Genomic DNA, 18879 nt, shown 5'->3' with positions numbered 1-18879 from the left:
ATCGACTCCTGTTTCTTTAGATAAAGGGATCCCCCGCAGCAGCGCTGCGTGAAATCATATTCTTGACATTTACTTCAGTAATGACTCAGCGGTTTCTCGATTCGTCACCAGACAATTAATGTAATGACCGTTTAAGGCGCCAAGAATCCCGGCGTATTTCTCCTCGCCCATGGCGATACCCACCGAGTAGCGTGCCTGCTTGAGTTTCGCCATCTCGATAGAGAGCGTTTTTTCGCTCATGGCGGTTTCGACCAGCGCGCCATCAATGTTGTAAAAACGCGAACAGATATCGCCGGCGACCTGGCGAGCGTTGAGATCGTCGCTCTCTTCACTGCCGTAAAATGCATGCCAGTTGGCGCCGTCGCGGATCGCCGGAGAACCAATGCCCACCAGCGCGACGTCCAGGTTATCCCAGTAGGAGGCAATCGTTTTAAAATGCCGGGACTGCATAATACCGTTGCGAATTAATGTGTTATCCAGCAGTGCCGGGAAATCGGCGAGATGCGATTCCGCTTTCAGCTTCGCCGCGGCGCCGTAGGTCAGCGTATTCACGTGGTAGCGGCTCTCCAGCTTGCCGGAGGGGCCGCCGATAATCGGCACGCAGATAACCTGACGGGACTGGCTGGCCTGTGGCAGATTCTCCACCAGCGCGCGCACCGCCCGACCCCAGGAGAAGCCGACGATATCGCCCGGCTCTAGCAGCCTGTCGACCAATTGCGCGCCATGCAGGCCGATTAGATTGAGCTGATCCTCCTCCAGCAGTGAGTTGCAGGCCGCCACTACCGCCTCTTTGAGACCGAATTTTTGTTTTAGCTGCTGCTCAAGCCACAGATTTTCGTTGTAGTCGTAGTTGATGGCGATAGTGACGATGCCCTGCTCGCGGCCGCGCTTCAGCAGACGGCTGATAGTGGTGCGGTATATCCCCAGCTCGCGGGCAATCTGCGCCTGGGTCATATCCTGCTCATAGTAGAGCTGGGCGATTTTCACGATCAGACGAATATCGTCGCTGTTTTCCATCGTCACTGTCGGCTCCTGCACATTTGTGCAAATGGGAGAGTTGCTGTCATGATCTGATATAACCCCATCAGCGACCCGCTTCAAAGAAATTTTCCTCTATTTCATGAAGATGTTCCGACCATTTCTGTTGCACATTTGCGTTGCTTACCGGTGGTTTATGGCACCTTTGTGCTGGACGTGATAAGAGCCTGATTCTGCTTTGTTTCGCCGGGCAAAGTTGCCGGGCTTTCATGGGCACACTTTTGTGTTGAAAGGCGGAGCAGATCACACTTAGTGTCAGGCGACGCGCGCGCGATTCTTTTTTATCGCCCGTAAGGTAGGGTATATTTCGCTTTTACAGGAGATTTTATGCTGCCCGACTCATCAACCCGACTTAATAAATACATCAGCGAAAGCGGAATTTGCTCGCGTCGTGAAGCCGATCGCTTTATCGAACAAGGCAACGTTTTTATCAACGGCAAGCGCGCCACCATCGGCGACCAGGTTAAAGCTGGCGACGTGGTAAAGGTCAATGGCCGGTTGATTGAGCCGCGCGAAGCGGACGATCTGGTCCTGATTGCGCTGAATAAACCGGTTGGCATCGTCAGCACCACCGAAGACGGCGAGCGCGATAACATCGTGGATTTCGTTAACCACAGTAAACGCGTTTTCCCCATCGGTCGCCTGGATAAAGACTCCCAGGGGCTGATCTTTCTGACCAACCATGGCGATCTGGTGAATAAAATCCTGCGCGCCGGTAACGATCACGAAAAAGAGTATATGGTCACCGTTGATAAGCCGGTGACCGATGAGTTTATCCGCGGCATGGGGGCGGGCGTACCGATTCTCGGCACGGTGACGAAGAAGTGCAAAGTGAAAAAAGAAGCGCCGTTTGTGTTCCGCATTACCCTGGTGCAGGGGCTGAATCGCCAGATCCGCCGGATGTGCGAACACTTTGGCTATGAAGTGACGAAGCTTGAGCGGACGCGGATCATGAACGTCAGCCTGACGGGGATCCCGCTGGGAGAGTGGCGCGATCTGACCGACGATGAGCTGATCGATCTTTTCAAACTGATTGAAAACTCGTCTTCAGAAGCGAAACCGAAGGCAAAAGCGAAGCCGAAAACGGCCGGCATCAAGCGCCCGGTGGTGGCGATTGAAAAAACCAGCGACAAGTCCTCCCGCCCGGCGTCGAACGGCAAACGCTTTACCGCGCCGGGGCGCAAGAAGAAAGGGCGTTAACGTCTGCCGCGCGTCGGGGTATTTGCCGACCAGGAAAACGAGGCCTCTGCATCCGGTTTATACGCCTGCTTTTTCTTCAGCTGGCGAGCTTTTTTTGCCTCGGTTTCCCGCTGAAGCATCAGCTTATCGATGTACTCTTTTTTCACGCTATTGGCTTCCGCGTTAGTCAGCGGACGGCCATGGGCGATGCGCGCGCGGTCGAGCAGGGTTTTCAGTTCGCGCTGTTCGCGCTCGGTCATCTCTTTTTGCGTGATGCGGGGGAGTGCCATAGTGGTGCCCTCAATTAGCCTGTAGTTTCAGTGTACGGTATTGGGGCTGACGTCTCACGGTAAATTGTTGTGCCTCGCAGAAAATCCCGGAGGCGGCGCTGCGCGCCTGTCCGGCGACAAAACCCGCAAGCTGCACGGACCGTTGCCCGGCTAAGCGCAGCGCAAGCCGGGAAAATTACGGGTTATTCGCGCTCTTTTACCGTTTTACGCGATTTATCAACAATAGGCTTCCCTGACCAGTAACCGGCCAGCAGCGAGCCGGACAGGTTGTGCCAGACCGAGAACAGCGCGCCGGGCAGCGCGGCCAGCGGGCCAAAGTAGATTTTCCCCAGCGCGGCGGCAAGGCCAGAGTTCTGCATTCCCACCTCGATCGCCAGCGTGCGGCAGGTGGATTCGTCAAAGCCAAACAGCCGTCCGCCCCAGTAGCCGCCGAGCAGGCCGATGGTGTTATGCAGGATGACGGCGATAATCACCACAAAGCCTACGGAAGCGATATGCGATGCGGAACCGGCCACCACGGCGCAGATAATCGCCAGAATGCAGACCATCGAAAAGGCCGGCAGAAACGGCTCCACCGCCTTCACCACTTTCGGCAGCAGATGGTGCACTACCAGCCCCAGCGCAATCGGGATCACCACGATTTGCAGAATGCTGAGCAGCATCCCCATCACGTCCACCTGAATATGCGCATCCACGTACAGACGCGTCAGCAGCGGGGTGGCGACCACCCCAACCAGCGTGGAAACCGATGAGATGGTGACTGAGAGCGCGACGTCGCCTTTTGCCAGAAAGATCATCACGTTGGATGCCGTACCGCTGGCGACGCTGCCGACCAGCACCATCCCGGCGGAGAGCTCGGGCGGCATGTGAAAAATCAGCGCCAGCAGCCAGGCGGCGAGCGGCATCACCAGGTAGTGGAGAAAAATGCCGGCGGCGACCGGCGCGGGGCGGGAAAGCACGCGCTTAAAATCGTCGACTTTCAGATGCACGCCCATGCCGAACATAATCAGCATCAGCAGCGTCGGGACCCACGGGCCAACGGGGGTAAAAGTGGATGGCGTGTAATAGGCGATAACCGAGAGCAGCAGCGCCCATAATGGGAACAGCCGCGTAAGCGTGGCGAGCATGTTGTTTTCCTTGCACGTAAGTTGTGTTTGCTTGTTATAGACCGGCCGGGATCGAGCCCGGCCATCGCTATTGTTTATCGTGCTAAGACATATTATTCAAACAAATTATGCTCATGTTCCGCTGCGGATAAGCTCCCAGCTGAGTCCGAAGCGCGCTAAATATTTGCGCAAGCGGTCGGCATCGTTAGGGTTGGCCTTTTTTTGCCGGGAGACGGCGAACAGCTCGCGTCCGGCTTCGGAGAGCGAAGCGCTGCGTTGGCAGACCTCCAGCACCGTTTCCAGCTGGCGGCGATCGAACAGATCGATTTCCAGCGCAATATCAGGAGAAGATGTCGTGAGCTGCCAGCTCTCTTTCAGCAGCATTATCTCCTCTTCCGCAACGGCTAGCGTAATGCGCCCCTGCTCGGCCAGGGTCGCCATGCGCGCCACGGACGAGCTGAGCTCGCGAAAATTGCCGCGCCATTGCGCCTGCGGCGAACAGGCAAAGGCCAGATAGCGTTCGCGGGCGTCTTTATCGAAGCGGATCTGCGTCTGCCGCTCGTTGGCCAGTCGCCGTAATTCATACTCCACGTTCGGCGCAATATCTTCCCGCCGCTGCGCCAGGCCGGGGAGGGCAAAGCGCCACATATTGATGCGCGCATAAAGATCTTCGCGAAAGCGCCCCTCCGCCACCCACTGCTGCATATCGCGATGCGTGCCGGCGATCAGCTGGAAGTCGCTGTGCACCTCTTTATCCGAGCCAAACGGGAAAAAGGTTTTTTCTTCGATGGCCTTCAGCAGCATGGCCTGCTCATCCAGCCCCAGCTCGGCTATTTCATCGAGAAACAGTACGCCGCCGTCGGCTTCGCGTAATAGCCCGGCGCGAGGCGTCACCGCGCCGGTAAACGCGCCTTTGACATGACCAAACAGCGTGGACATGGCGTTATCGCCGCGCAGCGTGGCGCAGTTCACCGCCATGAATTTTCCCGCCACCCGATGCCGTGACTGACGAAGCTGAAAAATACGTTTGGCGAGGACGGATTTACCGGCGCCCGTTGGGCCGGTAAGCAGGATCGGATCGGTCGATCGGATCGCCACGCGCTCAATACGATCGATAAGTGCGTTGAACGTCGCGTTCAGCGTCTCGATACCTGCCTTCAGGAAGGAGACGGACTGCTGCTGCTCGCGCTGAAAGCGGCTGGTGAGCGCAGCATAGCGGCTTAAGTCCAGATCGATCACCGAGTAAATACCGGCGGCGACGGCTTCATCCGTTGCGCCTTTCGGCGCAGGGCTGGTCTGCAGCAGGCTGGCGGGAAGGTAGCGCGCTTCGGTCAGCAGGAACCAGCAGATCTGCGCCACGTGGGTCCCGGTGGTGATATGCACCAGATACTCTTCGTTTTCGGTATCAAAGCGATAGCGGTTGGCGAAGTCGAGAAACGCCGCGTAGACCTCTTCAAAATCCCAGGGATCGTTGATTTCAACCGTATGCGGATGGACTTCGGTATGCGGCGAAAGCTGTGCGATATCGTCAATCAGCTTTTGCGCCATATTTTCATCACGCGGCTGGTGGAGAAGCTCCAGCCTGTCGACAGGAAAATCGGCCTGCTGGCATAGCCCCACGGTGGGCCGCCATTTTTTAAAACGGTTCGCTCGCTTGCCGCGTTTATCCAGTACCGTTCCGAGGACGCCAATCACCACTCGCCGCTTTTTCATGTTTATCCCAAAAGATAATTATTGATATTTAAAGATAAAAAAACCTGCTGGCGGGAGCAAGCGCTACGGTGTGCTTTGAAAATAAAAACCTTATTAATCAATTTTTTAAAAAACAACTTTCGCCATTGTTGTTTTTGGCACGCATCTGGCAATAGTCCTTTCGTCACGACGCTGAAGACGCAGGGGGTTAAACCCCGCCGGCACGCCAGGAACGGTACAGACCGTTTTTCGGGCGCGTTCCGTCAGCCGATGACCACCAATGGGTTCGATTCCCGATTTCATCTCCAATGAAAACTGGTTGTTAATCATAAAAATACACCGGGGTTGTGCGCAGTCGGCACTCCCCAAAGCAGGCCGCCGGTAAAGGCGCCGTGCCGCAGGTAAAAGGGAGTTCCCCTGCGGCTTCGCCCCTGCACCCGCGCCTGATTAATTGTTAAGGAATAAAAAATGACGAAAAAAATTACGGTACGTAAAGGTCAGCTTGGCCTTTTATCCCGCCAGGGCGACTACTATCAGGTTCTGGAAGCGGGCGAGCACCGCCTGCCGTGGTTCAACGTTCCTGACGTGCTGATCGTAAACCGGGACGGCAGCGAGGTGCCGGAAGCGCTGGCGGAGTATTTACGGCGCTTTCAGCCTGAATGGGTTGAACGCTACTGCCTGGCGGTGGATTTGACGGATATCGAAACCGGGGCGCTGTATGCCAACGGTGTGCTGCAGGAAATTTTACCGCCTTCGACGCGCCGGCTGTACTGGTCCGCCGGTGACGAGATGCGGCTGCTACGTATCGATACCCGGCAGGTTGCGGTTCCGGCTGACATCATGAATGCGGTGTTGCAGCCGCGACGTCACGGGGCGGTAAAAGGCCGCGAAGCGATCCTCACCGTATCGGTGCCGGCGTGGCACGTCGGGGTGCTGAAAATCGACGGCGAGACACAATCTCTGCTGCAGCCTGGCCTGAGCGCGTACTGGAAGGTCAATCACCTGGTGGAAGCGGAAGTGGTCGATACCCGCCTGCAGGTGCTGGAGGTTGGCGGCCAGGAGATTCTGACCAAAGATAAAGTGAACCTGCGTTTAAATCTGGCGGCGAACTGGCGCTACAGCGATGTGCTGCAGGCTTTTGGACAGCTGACGAAGCCGCTGGACCATCTGTATCGCGAGCTGCAGTTTGCGCTGCGTGAAGCCGTCGGAACACGAACGCTGGATGCGCTGCTGGAAGATAAGAAAATCATTGATGAGGTGGTGAGCGCGCAGGTCACCGAGCGCATGGCGGCATTTGGTATCGACGTCGCGTCGCTGGGCGTGAAGGATATTGTGCTGCCCGGCGACATGAAAGCCATTTTGTCGCAGCTGGTGGAGGCGGAGAAATCGGCGCAGGCGAACGTGATCCGCCGGCGTGAAGAGACCGCGGCGACGCGCTCGTTGCTCAACACCGCGAAGGTGATGGAAAACAATCCGGTGGCGTTGCGTTTAAAAGAGCTGGAAACGCTGGAAAGAGTGGCGGAGCGTATCGATAAAATCTCGGTCTTTGGCGGTCTGGACCAGGTGCTGCATGGCCTGGTGAATCTAAAAGGATAATGAAAATGACGTATCACGGTGTGAACGCCGCCATGCGCCATAAGGTGCAGCGGCAGTTAAACGACGTGGAGCGGCGCTACGGCGTCAGGGTGCTCTACGCCTGCGAGTCCGGCAGCCGGGGCTGGGGCTTTGCTTCGCCGGACAGCGATTATGATGTGCGGTTTCTCTACGTTCATTCGCTGGAGTGGTATCTGCGGGTGGACGCGCAGCGCGATGTTATCGAGCTGCCCATCGACGATGAGCTGGACGTCTGCGGCTGGGAGTGGCGCAAAGCGCTGGGTCTGTTGAAAGGGGCGAACCCGACGCTGATCGAATGGCTGGATTCACCGGTGGTGTATCGGCAGGATGATGCGACGGTTCAGGCGCTTAAAAAACTCATCCCGCATTGGTTTTCTCCGGTTCGCGCCCGCTGGCATTACTACTCGATGGCCAGGAAAAATTTTCGCGGCTATCTGCAAGGCGAACAGGTGCGGCTGAAAAAGTACTTTTACGTATTGCGCCCGCTGCTGGCCGTCCGCTGGGTTGAGGCGGGAAAAGGCGTGCCGCCGATGCGCTTTGATGAACTGCTGGCGGGAAGCGAGCTGGAAATGGGTCTACGTGCGGAAATAGACGAGCTGCTGGAGCGTAAACAGCGTGCGGGAGAGGCGGAAAACGGCCCGCGTCGACCGCTGCTGCATGCGTTTATTCAGTCCGAGCTGCTCAGGGGTGCAATCCCGCCAGCGCTGCCGGAGAGCCGGAGCGGTGATGTCAGGGAGTTGGACAGATTGCTGATCACCACGGTGATGGGAAACTAAAAATGGCCCGGCAGAAATGGCGGGCCATTTTATTCGCTATTACTCGAACAGATTATGATGCAGCTTCTGCACCACTTTTTCGGCATCCGCTCCCGGTACCAGGAAGCACAGGTTATGGCTGGATGCGCCGTAGCAAATCATACGAATATTAAACGGGTCCAGTACGCCAAACACCTCTTTACCGACGCCGCACGCCTTCGACAGCTCATTACCAATGATGGCGACCAGCGCCAGATCCTGCTCGACCTCAACGCGGCACAGAGAGGAAAGTTCGGTCAGCAACCCCTGGGTGAGCAGGGTATCGCCAGCCGACGTCGAACCGGTGGTATCCATGGTCAGCGCCACGCTCACTTCCGAAGTGGTGATCAGATCGACGGAGATACTGTGACGCGCCAGAATACTGAATACCTCGGCCAGAAAACCGCGTGAATGCAGCATATTCAGGCTGTGCAGGGTTAGCAGCGTCTGCTTGCGGCGCAGCGCCAGCGCGCGGAACAGCGGCGGGTTTTCGGTGTTTTTGCACACCAGCGTGCCGCCGGCTTTCGGCTCTTTGCTGGAGCCGACGAATACCGGAATATCGCTGCGCACGGCGGGGAGCAGGGTGGCCGGATGCAGGACCTTCGCGCCAAAGGTCGCCATTTCCGCCGCTTCTTCAAAAGCGATAACGTCAATGCGTTTGGCCGCCGGGGCGACGCGCGGGTCGGTGGTATAGATACCCGGAACATCGGTCCAGATATCGACGCGGGTGGCGTTTAGCGCTTCGCCGAGCAGCGCGGCGGTATAGTCGCTGCCGCCGCGGCCCAGGGTGGTGGTACGGCCTTTGGCTTCGCTGCCGATAAAGCCCTGGGTGATCACCAGCCCTTCCGCAAGGCGCGGGGTCAGCTGCTGCTGGGTTAATTCAGATAAGGCGGCGATATCCGGTTCCGCACGGCCAAAGCGGTCGTTGGTGCGCATAATTTTGCGTACATCGAACCACTGGGCGGCGATACCGCGCTCGCGCAGGATCTCGACAAACAGCAGGGTAGACATCAGTTCGCCGTGGCTGACCAGCTCGTCGGTTAACGCGGTTGAGCTGGCCAGGGAGGCGGCTTCCGCCAGGGTGGTGATATTTTCCAGCAGGCGCTCAATTTCATCGCGAATAACGTTGGGATAGCGCAGACGCTCCAGAATATTGAACTGGATTTGACGCATGGCATCGAGCTTCGCGAAACGTTCGCCGGGTTCCAGCCCTTCCGCTAATGCGACCAGCAGGTTGGTCACGCCCGCTGAGGCGGAAAGCACCACCACGCGGGTATTGGCATCCAGCAGCGCGACGTCTACGCTGCGGTTCATGGCATCAAAATCGGCAACGCTGGTGCCGCCGAATTTGGCTACAACTAAATCTGTCATAACAACCTCGTGTCAGGGGGCCTGACTTATTAAAACGATTCCAGAAAACCAATCCTGGCGGGGCTGGACGCAGCCGGATTGCAATAAAATGTCTTAATAAGCCAGGCCAAATTATTCAGCCATGGCACAAGGGAAGAGCGAAAAACAGGGTGGGCGCAGAGCGATAAACAAACTACGATGTCACCCAGAAGTGCTCCACCTTGTAGACCCGCTTGCCGATGCTGTGCATCAGATGGCGAGTATGAAACGCCCGACTGCGAACGTTTCTGGTGACAACCCAGGGGATTCAGCCCCTGTGGCCGGTGATGAGCGTAACCAGACGCTTATTCACCTCGGCGTTGCTCCCCCTCACGTATTTTCCCCGGACTGGCTCCTCCAATACGGTTACCTGGGCAACGCACCTCTTCTGGCAATTACCGACGTCTTTCACTTTGCCTGGGGGACGCGGGACATTATACCCCCCTACAATACCCTTTCGCTGTAGCGTGAAATGCGCGATCCATACATATCTACGTATACGTAGGTACTGCCGTTATATAAAGGCTTCAGGCGAAGTATGTCAACGTCAGGGTTATGCGGATTTTTCATGCGCGGGTCGCTGACAGAAAAAAGCCTTATGATGTCTATACTATCAGGGGCATTTTGCGCCAAATCGGCCCAATTTCTGACGCGTATCATCGGCATAACATAAAAATCATCACAATTTTTCGTCACCGGCGCTACAATCGACCGCAGTCACAATTCTCAAATCAGAAGAGTATTGCTAATGAAAAACATCAACCCAACGCAGACCTCTGCCTGGCAGGCATTACAGAAACACTTTGATGAAATGAAAGACGTTACCATCGCGGATCTGTTCGCGAAGGATAGCGATCGTTTCTCTAAATTCTCCGCCACGTTCGACGATCTGATGCTGGTGGATTTTTCCAAAAACCGCATCACCGAAGAGACGCTGGCAAAACTGCAGGACCTGGCCAAAGAGACCTTCCTGGCAGACGCCATTAAATCCATGTTCTCCGGCGAGAAGATTAACCGTACGGAAGATCGCGCGGTGCTGCACGTTGCGCTGCGTAACCGCAGCAATACTCCGATTCTGGTTGATGGCAAAGACGTGATGCCGGAAGTGAACGCCGTGCTTGAGAAGATGAAAACCTTCTCCGAAGCCATTATCTCCGGCAGCTGGAAAGGCTACACCGGTAAAGCGATTACCGACGTCGTCAACATCGGTATCGGCGGCTCCGACCTCGGCCCGTTCATGGTGACCGAAGCGCTGCGCCCGTATAAAAATCACCTGAATATGCACTTTGTTTCCAACGTCGATGGGACCCACATCGCCGAAGTGCTGAAAACGGTGAACCCGGAAACCACGCTGTTCCTGGTGGCGTCGAAAACCTTTACCACTCAGGAAACGATGACCAACGCCCACAGCGCGCGCGACTGGTTCCTGGCGACCGCCGGCGATGAGAAACACGTAGCGAAACACTTCGCCGCGCTCTCCACCAATGGTAAAGCGGTGGGCGAGTTCGGTATTGATACCGCTAATATGTTTGAGTTCTGGGACTGGGTTGGCGGCCGTTACTCTCTGTGGTCAGCCATCGGCCTGTCCATCATCCTGTCCGTGGGCTTCGACAATTTTGTTGAACTGCTCTCCGGCGCGCATGCGATGGACAAACACTTCTCCACGACCGCGCCTGAGAAAAACCTGCCGGTGCTGCTGGCGCTGATTGGTATCTGGTACAACAACTTCTTCGGCGCTGAAACCGAAGCGATTCTGCCGTACGACCAGTATATGCACCGCTTTGCCGCCTACTTCCAGCAGGGCAACATGGAATCCAACGGTAAATACGTTGACCGTAACGGCAACGCCGTGGATTACCAGACTGGCCCAATCATCTGGGGCGAGCCGGGCACTAACGGTCAGCACGCGTTCTACCAGCTGATTCACCAGGGGACCAAAATGGTGCCTTGCGACTTTATCGCCCCGGCGGTTACCCACAACCCGCTGTCCGACCACCATCCGAAGCTGCTGTCTAACTTCTTTGCGCAGACCGAAGCGCTGGCGTTTGGTAAATCCCGCGAAGTGGTCGAGCAGGAATATCGCGATCAGGGTAAAGATCCGGCGACCCTGGAACACGTTGTGCCGTTCAAAGTGTTTGAAGGCAACCGCCCAACCAACTCCATCCTGCTGCGTGAAATTACGCCGTTCAGCCTGGGCGCGCTGATTGCCCTGTATGAGCACAAAATCTTCACCCAGGGCGTGATTATGAACATCTTCACCTTCGATCAGTGGGGCGTTGAGCTGGGCAAACAGCTGGCTAACCGCATCCTGCCGGAGCTGAAAGATGGTTCCGAAGTGAGCAGCCACGACAGCTCCACTAACGGTCTGATTAACCGCTATAAATCCTGGCGCGCATAATCGCTAAAACGTTCGCAATGCCGGCCCATGTGGTCGGCATTTTTGTTATAGCCGGCGCAGCAGCTTTGCCGGGTTCCCGGCCCACACGCCTTTCTCAGTAATGGATTTTGTCACCACGCTGCCCGCGCCGATCACGACCCCATCGCAGATGCTGACCGCCAGAATGGTTGCGCCGCTGCCGATAGACACATCGTTGCCAATCACAATTCTTCCCCAGCTCTCGCGGTCGGCGTTGGGTTTGCCTTCGCGGAACATATCGTTGGCGAACATCACGCCGTGGCCGATAAAGCAGCGCTCGCCGATGGTCACGTACTCGCAGATAAAGGTGTGGGACTGAATTTTGCTGTCGTTGCCGATGCGGGTATGACCCTGAATCTCCACAAATGGCCCGACGAAGACGTTATCGCCAAGCGTGCAGTCGTAGAGGTTGGTGGGTTGGTAAATCACCACGTTTTCGCCGCTGGCGACGTTGCGAATGGCGGTTTCACGAAGGGTATGCATGCTGCCTCTCAGATTGGTTTAGCCAGAATATGGAGTGTGCTTTGCTGGGTTGCAGAATGAAATGCCACATCCTTCACGTGCTGCATCCCCTGGCGTTCATAAAAACGGCGGGCGCGGGTATTCGCGGCGAGCACTTCCAGCCATAGCCAGCTTTCACCCGTCTCTTTCGCTCGCGTCTCGACGGCGCGGAAAATCTGCTCGCCGTAACGATGCCCGGTGGCGTCAGGCAGTAGATAGAGCTTATGTAGCAGCGCGCCGGATGGACCCCCGGGATCAATATTCTGACCACAGGCGTATTTAGCAAAGCCGACAGGGCGCGCGGCTTCCGCAATCAACCAGCAGCACTGCGGATCGGCCAGGCTGGGCGCCAACGCGGCCATGGAATACTCTTGCTGCAGGTAGTGCTCCATTTCCTCGGCGTTGTGCCAGAGATGGGTAAAGTGGTGGCGGTAACTGACGTTGGCCATTTCGTTGAGTAAAGCCGCATCTTCCGGACGTCCAATACGAATCTTTAGCATTCTGCGTTCCTCGCAAAGAAGTGGCGATATTTTGCCCGTAAACTTCGCTGCGGGTAAACCTCAAAAGTGGGGGGTAAGACGTTGCCGGAGGAGGACCTCCGGCAGGGGGATTAGGCGACGGCGATGGCTTCGATCTCAATGCCCGCATCTTTAGGCAGTCTGGCGACTTCAACGCAAGAGCGGGCTGGAAAGTCCGCGTTGTGTTCGGCGAAGAACGCTTCATAAACCGCGTTGATGGTGGCGAAGTCATTCAGATCCTTGACGAAGACCATCGTCTTAACGATGTTTTTCACCTGCAAACCCGCCGCTTCAACGATAGCCTTAACGTTATCCAGCGACTGTCGCGTCTGCTGAGCGATGTCGTCAGGCATGGTGCCGTCTTGCGGATTGACCGGGAGCTGCCCCGAGGTCATCGTCATGGTACCCAGGTTTACCCCCTGAACATACGGACCAATGGCGGCAGGCGCAGCGGCAGTGGTAATTATCATTCTGTTGATTCCTTCTGATAGGTGGTTACATGAAATAGTTGAGCAAAACGAGTGAACCGACGCCGCTGACGACGACCCATACCAGGCCCAGGCGGAAGCTGGCGAGCGTGCAGATAATCGCGGCGATCACCTTCGGGTTTTTCAAATCGAACTCCATGCTGGAATTTACGCTCAGGATCTGAATCGTGATGATGGCCGGCAGCACGGTCACCGGCACAAAACGCAGCGTTTTGCTGACCCGGCTCGACATCTGAACCTTCCCGGCGAGGCCAATGAACGAGAAGCGAATAAGAAAGGTCACGGCGGCCATGCCCAGCGTCAGGGCGATAAAAAAGCTATTACTCATTTTCCAGCGCTCCTTCGAGAGAGAGTTTGTCAGCGGCCTGCGCCTGTTTACGCTCTTCGGCGAGATCGACGCTCAGGCCCGCCATTACGCCCAGTACGGACGCGACGACGATACCTAACGAGTAGGGCAGTACGACCAAAAGTACCCCGGATACGGCAGCAACAACGGCGGCGACGGTACAGGCCTGGCTTTTGATTTGCGGGACCACGATGGCGATAAATGCGGCGACCATCGCGAAGTCCAGACCATATTTTTCAATGTGCGGAAAAGACGCGCCAACCAGAGCGCCAAGGAAATCGGCCAGTACCCAGGCGAACCAAAACGTCAGCATTGCTGAAAAATAGAAAAGATATTTATCTTTTTTATTCTCCTCCATCTCTTTCACCGTCGTGGCGTACACTTCATCGGTCAGGGCATATGCCATAAAGCATTTTTTAAAGAAGGAGGCTTCGCGTACCGTACTGGAAATAGAGGCGCTATAAAGCACATGGCGAAGATTAATTATCATCGTGGTGAATATAATCACCCCAAGGCTCGCTCCGGTTTTTAGCATATTTAACGCCAGCATTTGTGCCGAACCGGCGATGACAATCGTCGACCATGCCGTACTTTGCCAGATACTCATCCCGGCGCTAACGCTTAGCGCGCCGACAATAAATGAAAACGGAAAGTCGCCGATGCACAAGGGAAGTATGGCGCTCATACCCCGTAGAATAACTTTTTTGTTCATAAGCAATACCTGTTGTATTCAGGAGATTAATTATTTGTGTAAGGTACATTAAAACGCGAATTAATGATTACTTTGCTACCATAATATTGATGATTTCTTTATCGGTATAGGCCATGGGCTTAATCACCAGACGGCAGAGATTATTAATGGTCTGCTCTACATCAGCGCAAACAATGCCGTCATTAGAGCCTGCGCAGCTATTTTTCATCGCCATCAGTACGGCCTTAAAGGCGCTGGAAACCACGGACGATACTTTCATTGCGCAGCTATTAGAGGCGCCATCGCAAATCATGCCGGTAATATCGCTGATCATATTAATAATAGCGGTATTAATTGTTTGCAGGTCACGGGTAAATAACCACGCCATACCTGCCGCGGCGCCCATCGCTGCCGTGGACGCTGCGCATAGCGCGGACAGACGCGTATAGCGGGAGTGGATCGATATGGCGGTCAGGTGGGAGAGCGCCAGCGCCCGCGCGAGGGTCTCTTCATCGGCGTTAAGATGCTCCGCGACCGTCACTACCGGCATGGTGGCGGCGATACCCTGGTTACCGGAACCAAAGTTTGACATCGCGACGACGGGGGCTCCGCCCATTCGCGCGTCGGATGCGGCGACGGTATTGATGATGACTTTACTCAGCAGGTCGTTGCTGAGCAGGCCATTTTTTACCGCATCAGAGAAGGTGCCGTTGATGTTCAAACCGTATTTTTTGCTTTTACCTTCCTCCGCCAGCGCCGAATTGAGCCGGGCGGCTTCGAGAATAAATGCGATGTCGGCGAATTCGACCTCGCTAATAAAATCAAAGGCCTCGGCAAGCGAAAAGGTTGCTAATGTTTCCTGCTGCGTTACCGTACTCTGTTTGTCCGCCAGCACCTGCGCTTCGCCATTAATATACAGCTCAACGATATTGGTATGCGTGCCCTTGACCACCACGCGACAGTTTTTTTCGCCGCCCGTTAGCGTCAGATCCAGATGAATAAAATCAGGGGTGTCTTGCACGCTAATATTGACCTGACCATCGGCGATTAATTTTTGGGCTAGTTCAACATGCCGTTCGCTAATCCCCTCCAGTGTTTTTAATCCCTTATCAGCGTCGCCGCCAAATGCGCCAATTGCGGCCGCAAGCGCCACGCCGTTGACGGATGTTCCGGGAATAGTTACGCCCATTGCATTCTTATACAGATTTGCGGAAATAAAACCGCTAATACTTTGACAAGCAGTATCCAAATGTTTCGCGGCGTAAGCCGCGGTAAAAGAAATAGCGACAGGCTCTGTACAGCCTAATGCCGGGGCAACTTCTTTTTTCAGCCAGTTTATAAATAGAGATGCGTGTTCAGTAGTCATATTTTATATCTATCCGCTAACGAGGGCTTATTAATCTGCGAATATGCTATGTCAATTCTTAAGAAAAAACTTACTCTAATACCCCCGTTATTTATGCCTGAAAGAGAAAAATATTCGCTTATTAAAATATTGTAAAATTGTGATCTTATTATGGTTAATTAGCTGATTTGATAGGTATTTATATTCTGTTTTTTGAACATAAAAAGGGATTTAGTTAACTGCCTCACAGCCTCGCCGAAAGTAAAAATTTCTTTTTTTACGTATTTCGTCGGATAGTCGAGAGCTATGTAGTAACAAGAAGGGACTCATAAATGTAGATCTGGATCACATTTTTGCGTTATACAGGTCACAGGAAATCATGATGATGAGGTGTACCTATGCCGCCGGTTTATCGTCCGTTGGTGAGTTTTATTGCAACCGCCATGCAAACCGTTTTGAATCTCGGGCTATTGTGTCTGGGAGTCATACTGATCGTTTTTCTCGGGAAAGAGACGTTGCATCTGGCGCACGTCCTGTTCACCCCTGAACCTGTCAGTAAGTACAAGCTTGTGGAAGGGCTGGTGGTCTACTTCCTCTATTTCGAATTTATCGCGCTGATAGTGAAGTACTTTGAGTCGGGATTTCACTTCCCGCTGCGCTACTTTGTCTATATCGGCATCACCGCCATCGTCCGCCTGATCATTATCGATCATGAGTCGCCTATGGCGGTACTGATTTACTCCGCGGCGATCCTGATTTTGGTGATTACGCTCTGGCTGTGTAACTCCAACCGCCTGAAACGCGAATAAAAAAAAGCGGCCTCCAGGGCCGCTGACCAACAGTCACAAATTAAATTTATGTAGGGTCCAGTTGAGGATTGCAGTGGCATTTGCCTTACTTTTTCAGCTGAGGGCGGCGGCGGCAATACCCGGTTGGGGACGTGTATTGCCGCTAAACCGCCGGCCCTCATCTGAAATTTGGGGCGGGTGTTACAAAAAAATTAACCTTTCACTCCGCCAGCCGTCAGGCCGTTGACCAACCAGCGCTGGGCCAGCAGGAACACTACGGTAATCGGGATGGCGGAGAGCACCGCCGCGGCGGCAAAGTCGCCCCACAGATAGTTCTGCGGGTTGAGATACTGCTGCATTCCGACCGCCAGGGTATAGCTGTTCACATCGCGCAGCAGCAGGGAGGCCACCGGTACTTCGGTAATCGCAGCGATGAACGACAGAATAAACACCACCGCCAGAATCGGCACTGACAGCGGGAGCAGCACCAGGCGGAAAGCCTGCCATGGGGTGGCGCCGTCCAGCGCCGCCGCTTCTTCCAGCGAGCCGTCGATGGTTTCGAAGTAACCTTTAATCGTCCAGACGTGCAGCGCGATACCGCCCATATAGGCAAAGATGACGCCGCCGTGGGTATTCAGGCCGACGAACGGCACGTACTGGCCAAGACGGTCAAACAGGGCATACAGCGCGACCAGCGACAGCACTGCGGGGAACATCTGGAAAATCAGCATCCCTTTCAGCAGCGTTGCTTTACCTGGGAAGCGCATGCGGGCAAAAGCGTAAGCGCAGGTGGTAGAGAGCGCGACGATGCCAATAGCGGTAATGCCGGCCACCTTGATGGAGTTCCACAGCCACAGCAGCACCGGGAAGGGAGGCGGCGTGACGCGGCCGTCAGCGTGTTCGACACTGAAACCTAACGCCAGCCGCCAGTGCTCCCAGGAGATACTTTCAGGGATCAGGCTACCGGTGGCGAAGTTACCTTCGCGCAGAGAGATAGCGATAACCATCAGCAGCGGGAACATAATCGCCGCGATAAAAATCAGCAGCAGGAGATGCGTCGTGAACAGGCGCAGCTTCTGAGATTTGGGTTGAACCATAGCCATAATCGTTATCTCCCTTAATCAAACTTCATACGTGTGGCTTTCAGGTTAACAATCGCCAGCGCGCCTACCAGCAGGAAGATCAGCGTGGCGATAGCCGCCGCGAGGCCGAAGTCCTGACCGCCGCCGCCTTCAAAGGCGATACGGTAGGTATAGCTCACCAGCAGGTCGGTGTAGCCCGCCGGCGTGGTGGTGCCGAGCCGGTCCGGCCCGCCGTTGGTCAACAGCTGAATCAGCACGAAGTTGTTAAAGTTAAAGGCGAAGCTGGCGATCATCAGCGGCGTCAGCGGCTTGATCAGCAGCGGCAGCGTAATTTTGAAGAAGTTCTGGAACGGCGTAGCGCCATCCATTGCCGAGGCTTCATATAAATCGTCAGGAATCGCTTTCAGCAGGCCCATGCACAGGATCATCATGTACGGATAGCCCAGCCAGGTGTTGACGATGATAATCATGGTACGCGCGGTGGTTGGGTCGCTAAACCAGGCCGGCTTGATGCCGAACAGCGCGCTGAGCATCATGTTGATCTCACCAAAGCTCTGGTTGAACAAGCCTTTGAAAATCAGAATCGAGATAAATGACGGTACGGCATATGGCAGAATCAGCAGTACGCGGTAAATCGCTTTGCCCTTTAGGGCTTCCCACTGGACGAGACAGGCGAGCACCATGCCGACCGCAACGGTGAGAATCACGGTCAGAACGGAGAACACCACCGTCCAGACGAAAATCGCGAAGAACGGTTTCTGGATCCCTTCATCCTGGAACACGCGGGTGAAGTTATCCCAGCCGATGGTTACGGTGTAGCCCGGGCTGAGCTTTTCGCTGCCCCAGCTGCCGTCGGCGTTGATCGCCTGATAGAAACCGACCTCGGCGTTCGGACGATATTTCACGCCGCTCTGGTTGTTGGTCAGCGTACCGTCATTGGCCAGCGCGTACAGCGGTTGAGTACCGGAGAACTGACGCAGGGAGCTCATGATGACTTTGCTTTCATCCGGCAGCACGGCGGTCAGCTGGTTCAGGGCGGTACGGTTTTGCGTAATCACGCGCAGCGTGGCGCGCTCGCCTTCCGGCAGGGCGTCAGCCTCTTTTAAGGCCAGCTTCTGCTCGCCGCCGAATTTAAAGGCGTCGGAAAGATAGTTTTTGCCGCTTTCGCCGTCGGTCAGCGCCAGCTTCCATTCATCTCCCGCCGGATAGAGCGCGAAGTTGTAGGATTTACCCGCCTGGAAGGAGCGGTCCATCAGCACCTGTTGGGCGCGTTCGAAGGTCAGTTGGTTAGTGCTGCTGTAGTTGGTGAAAGCGATTGCGATCGTGCAGATCAGCGGGAACAGGACGAACAGCCCCATCCCGGCGAGACCCGGATACACATAGCGCCAGGCGTAGGCTTTGCGATTGGAAAAAATATACAGGCCAACCGAGCTCAAAATCAGCGTCATGATGGCAAACAGGTACTCCCCCTGGGCGTACATCAAAACAACAAGGTAACCCACCAGCAGGCACAGCAAGCCGATCACAGACCATGTGAGCTGCGGGCTTTGCCACCAGTGTTTCTTTTTCACGACATCCATGGGGATCATCCTCTTTACACTT

General features: G+C 55.2%; 19 protein-coding genes and 1 riboswitch. Of the genes, 5 read left to right on the top strand and 14 right to left on the bottom strand.

Annotation, left to right across the window (positions count from 1 at the left end):
* Positions 1–69: 69 nt before the first annotated feature.
* On the bottom strand, positions 70–1017 hold the full coding sequence (locus tag EGY08_RS13335; protein WP_004127741.1) for a sugar-binding transcriptional regulator: 948 nt from the start codon (positions 1015–1017) through the stop codon (positions 70–72).
* A gap of 348 nt (positions 1018–1365) precedes the next feature.
* Here EGY08_RS13335 and rluF point away from each other — a divergent pair, with 348 nt between their 5' ends.
* Positions 1366–2238 (top strand): 23S rRNA pseudouridine(2604) synthase RluF, encoded by an 873-nt coding sequence (gene rluF / locus EGY08_RS13330; protein ID WP_123828576.1) that lies wholly within the window; start codon positions 1366–1368, stop codon positions 2236–2238.
* Here rluF and EGY08_RS13325 read toward each other — a convergent pair.
* From EGY08_RS13325 to EGY08_RS13310, 4 genes are all read right to left on the bottom strand, one after another.
* Positions 2235–2507 carry a DUF3811 domain-containing protein gene (locus EGY08_RS13325; RefSeq protein WP_004127746.1) on the bottom strand — a complete coding sequence of 91 codons (273 nt, stop codon included), beginning with the start codon at positions 2505–2507 and terminating at the stop codon, positions 2235–2237. The two genes, rluF and EGY08_RS13325, sit on opposite strands and share 4 nt — an antisense overlap.
* A 182-nt stretch (positions 2508–2689) precedes the next feature.
* On the bottom strand, positions 2690–3634 hold the full coding sequence (gene panS / locus EGY08_RS13320) for a ketopantoate/pantoate/pantothenate transporter PanS (RefSeq protein WP_004127747.1): 945 nt from the start codon (positions 3632–3634) through the stop codon (positions 2690–2692).
* Positions 3635–3745: 111 nt separating this feature from the next.
* Positions 3746–5326, bottom strand: a complete 1581-nt coding sequence (gene rtcR, locus EGY08_RS13315; RefSeq protein ID WP_123828575.1) for an RNA repair transcriptional activator RtcR — start codon at positions 5324–5326, stop codon at positions 3746–3748.
* Positions 5327–5431: 105 nt separating this feature from the next.
* On the bottom strand, positions 5432–5635 hold the full coding sequence (locus EGY08_RS13310) for a hypothetical protein (RefSeq protein ID WP_075208534.1): 204 nt from the start codon (positions 5633–5635) through the stop codon (positions 5432–5434).
* 138 nt (positions 5636–5773) lie between these two features.
* Here EGY08_RS13310 and EGY08_RS13305 point away from each other — a divergent pair, with 138 nt between their 5' ends.
* Positions 5774–6901, top strand: coding sequence for a slipin family protein (locus tag EGY08_RS13305; protein WP_123828574.1), 1128 nt, complete (start codon positions 5774–5776; stop codon positions 6899–6901).
* Positions 6902–6906: 5 nt separating this feature from the next.
* A complete protein-coding gene (locus EGY08_RS13300) occupies positions 6907–7695 on the top strand; it encodes a DNA polymerase beta superfamily protein (RefSeq protein WP_004127753.1) in 789 nt (262 codons plus the stop codon).
* A 39-nt stretch (positions 7696–7734) separates the two neighbouring features.
* Here EGY08_RS13300 and lysC read toward each other — a convergent pair whose 3' ends face one another.
* The gene (gene lysC, locus EGY08_RS13295; RefSeq protein WP_004127755.1) at positions 7735–9084 is read right to left on the bottom strand and encodes a lysine-sensitive aspartokinase 3; all 1350 of its coding nucleotides are present in this window, start codon (positions 9082–9084) and stop codon (positions 7735–7737) included.
* 180 nt (positions 9085–9264) lie between these two features.
* Positions 9265–9498: riboswitch (Lysine riboswitch) on the bottom strand.
* Between the two features lie 352 nt (positions 9499–9850).
* On the opposite strand from lysC, the gene pgi reads away from it, so the two are divergent.
* A complete protein-coding gene (gene pgi, locus EGY08_RS13285) occupies positions 9851–11500 on the top strand; it encodes a glucose-6-phosphate isomerase (protein WP_004127757.1) in 1650 nt (549 codons plus the stop codon).
* Positions 11501–11545: 45 nt separating this feature from the next.
* On the opposite strand, the gene EGY08_RS13280 is transcribed toward pgi, so the two are convergent.
* The 6 genes from EGY08_RS13280 to EGY08_RS13255 form a co-directional block, all read right to left on the bottom strand.
* Positions 11546–12001 carry an acyltransferase gene (locus tag EGY08_RS13280; protein WP_123828573.1) on the bottom strand — a complete coding sequence of 152 codons (456 nt, stop codon included), beginning with the start codon at positions 11999–12001 and terminating at the stop codon, positions 11546–11548.
* A gap of 8 nt (positions 12002–12009) precedes the next feature.
* Complete coding sequence (locus tag EGY08_RS13275; protein WP_004127761.1) at positions 12010–12519, bottom strand: GNAT family N-acetyltransferase; 510 nt, start codon at positions 12517–12519, stop codon at positions 12010–12012.
* Positions 12520–12629: 110 nt separating this feature from the next.
* Complete coding sequence (locus EGY08_RS13270; protein WP_117077261.1) at positions 12630–13007, bottom strand: Rid family detoxifying hydrolase; 378 nt, start codon at positions 13005–13007, stop codon at positions 12630–12632.
* Between the two features lie 25 nt (positions 13008–13032).
* The gene (locus EGY08_RS13265) at positions 13033–13353 is read right to left on the bottom strand and encodes an AzlD domain-containing protein (protein WP_112167074.1); all 321 of its coding nucleotides are present in this window, start codon (positions 13351–13353) and stop codon (positions 13033–13035) included.
* A complete protein-coding gene (locus EGY08_RS13260; RefSeq protein ID WP_004127776.1) occupies positions 13346–14083 on the bottom strand; it encodes an AzlC family ABC transporter permease in 738 nt (245 codons plus the stop codon). The genes EGY08_RS13265 and EGY08_RS13260 overlap by 8 nt, the downstream gene beginning before the upstream one ends.
* 67 nt (positions 14084–14150) lie before the next feature.
* Entirely contained in the window at positions 14151–15428 is a 1278-nt protein-coding gene (locus tag EGY08_RS13255; RefSeq protein ID WP_123828572.1) for a serine dehydratase subunit alpha family protein, read from the bottom strand.
* A gap of 377 nt (positions 15429–15805) precedes the next feature.
* Between EGY08_RS13255 and psiE the strand changes: the two genes are divergently transcribed.
* Positions 15806–16216 carry a phosphate-starvation-inducible protein PsiE gene (psiE, locus tag EGY08_RS13250; protein WP_004097754.1) on the top strand — a complete coding sequence of 137 codons (411 nt, stop codon included), beginning with the start codon at positions 15806–15808 and terminating at the stop codon, positions 16214–16216.
* Positions 16217–16407: 191 nt separating this feature from the next.
* Here the strand turns inward: psiE and malG are convergent, their stop codons facing one another.
* Together malG and malF are read right to left on the bottom strand one after the other, a co-directional pair.
* Positions 16408–17298, bottom strand: a complete 891-nt coding sequence (gene malG, locus EGY08_RS13245; RefSeq protein WP_004097756.1) for a maltose ABC transporter permease MalG — start codon at positions 17296–17298, stop codon at positions 16408–16410.
* Positions 17299–17312: 14 nt separating this feature from the next.
* Positions 17313–18857 (bottom strand): maltose ABC transporter permease MalF, encoded by a 1545-nt coding sequence (malF, locus tag EGY08_RS13240; protein WP_004109570.1) that lies wholly within the window; start codon positions 18855–18857, stop codon positions 17313–17315.
* Positions 18858–18879 lie beyond the last annotated feature (22 nt).

The sequence above is a fragment of the Klebsiella sp. FDAARGOS_511 genome (genome assembly GCF_003812845.1).
Classification (GTDB): Bacteria; Pseudomonadota; Gammaproteobacteria; order Enterobacterales; family Enterobacteriaceae; genus Klebsiella; species Klebsiella grimontii.
This window is presented reverse-complemented; position numbering and strand designations above follow the sequence as displayed.

Coding starts and splice junctions, on each gene's coding strand:
- EGY08_RS13335 (WP_004127741.1), bottom strand. CDS start 1,017: ATGGAAAACAGCGACGATATTCGTCTGATCGTGAAAATCGCCCAGCTC.
- rluF (WP_123828576.1), top strand. CDS start 1,366: ATGCTGCCCGACTCATCAACCCGACTTAATAAATACATCAGCGAAAGC.
- EGY08_RS13325 (WP_004127746.1), bottom strand. CDS start 2,507: ATGGCACTCCCCCGCATCACGCAAAAAGAGATGACCGAGCGCGAACAG.
- panS (WP_004127747.1), bottom strand. CDS start 3,634: ATGCTCGCCACGCTTACGCGGCTGTTCCCATTATGGGCGCTGCTGCTC.
- rtcR (WP_123828575.1), bottom strand. CDS start 5,326: ATGAAAAAGCGGCGAGTGGTGATTGGCGTCCTCGGAACGGTACTGGAT.
- EGY08_RS13310 (WP_075208534.1), bottom strand. CDS start 5,635: ATGATTAACAACCAGTTTTCATTGGAGATGAAATCGGGAATCGAACCC.
- EGY08_RS13305 (WP_123828574.1), top strand. CDS start 5,774: ATGACGAAAAAAATTACGGTACGTAAAGGTCAGCTTGGCCTTTTATCC.
- EGY08_RS13300 (WP_004127753.1), top strand. CDS start 6,907: ATGACGTATCACGGTGTGAACGCCGCCATGCGCCATAAGGTGCAGCGG.
- lysC (WP_004127755.1), bottom strand. CDS start 9,084: ATGACAGATTTAGTTGTAGCCAAATTCGGCGGCACCAGCGTTGCCGAT.
- pgi (WP_004127757.1), top strand. CDS start 9,851: ATGAAAAACATCAACCCAACGCAGACCTCTGCCTGGCAGGCATTACAG.
- EGY08_RS13280 (WP_123828573.1), bottom strand. CDS start 12,001: ATGCATACCCTTCGTGAAACCGCCATTCGCAACGTCGCCAGCGGCGAA.
- EGY08_RS13275 (WP_004127761.1), bottom strand. CDS start 12,519: ATGCTAAAGATTCGTATTGGACGTCCGGAAGATGCGGCTTTACTCAAC.
- EGY08_RS13270 (WP_117077261.1), bottom strand. CDS start 13,007: ATGATAATTACCACTGCCGCTGCGCCTGCCGCCATTGGTCCGTATGTT.
- EGY08_RS13265 (WP_112167074.1), bottom strand. CDS start 13,353: ATGAGTAATAGCTTTTTTATCGCCCTGACGCTGGGCATGGCCGCCGTG.
- EGY08_RS13260 (WP_004127776.1), bottom strand. CDS start 14,083: ATGAACAAAAAAGTTATTCTACGGGGTATGAGCGCCATACTTCCCTTG.
- EGY08_RS13255 (WP_123828572.1), bottom strand. CDS start 15,428: ATGACTACTGAACACGCATCTCTATTTATAAACTGGCTGAAAAAAGAA.
- psiE (WP_004097754.1), top strand. CDS start 15,806: ATGCCGCCGGTTTATCGTCCGTTGGTGAGTTTTATTGCAACCGCCATG.
- malG (WP_004097756.1), bottom strand. CDS start 17,298: ATGGCTATGGTTCAACCCAAATCTCAGAAGCTGCGCCTGTTCACGACG.
- malF (WP_004109570.1), bottom strand. CDS start 18,857: ATGGATGTCGTGAAAAAGAAACACTGGTGGCAAAGCCCGCAGCTCACA.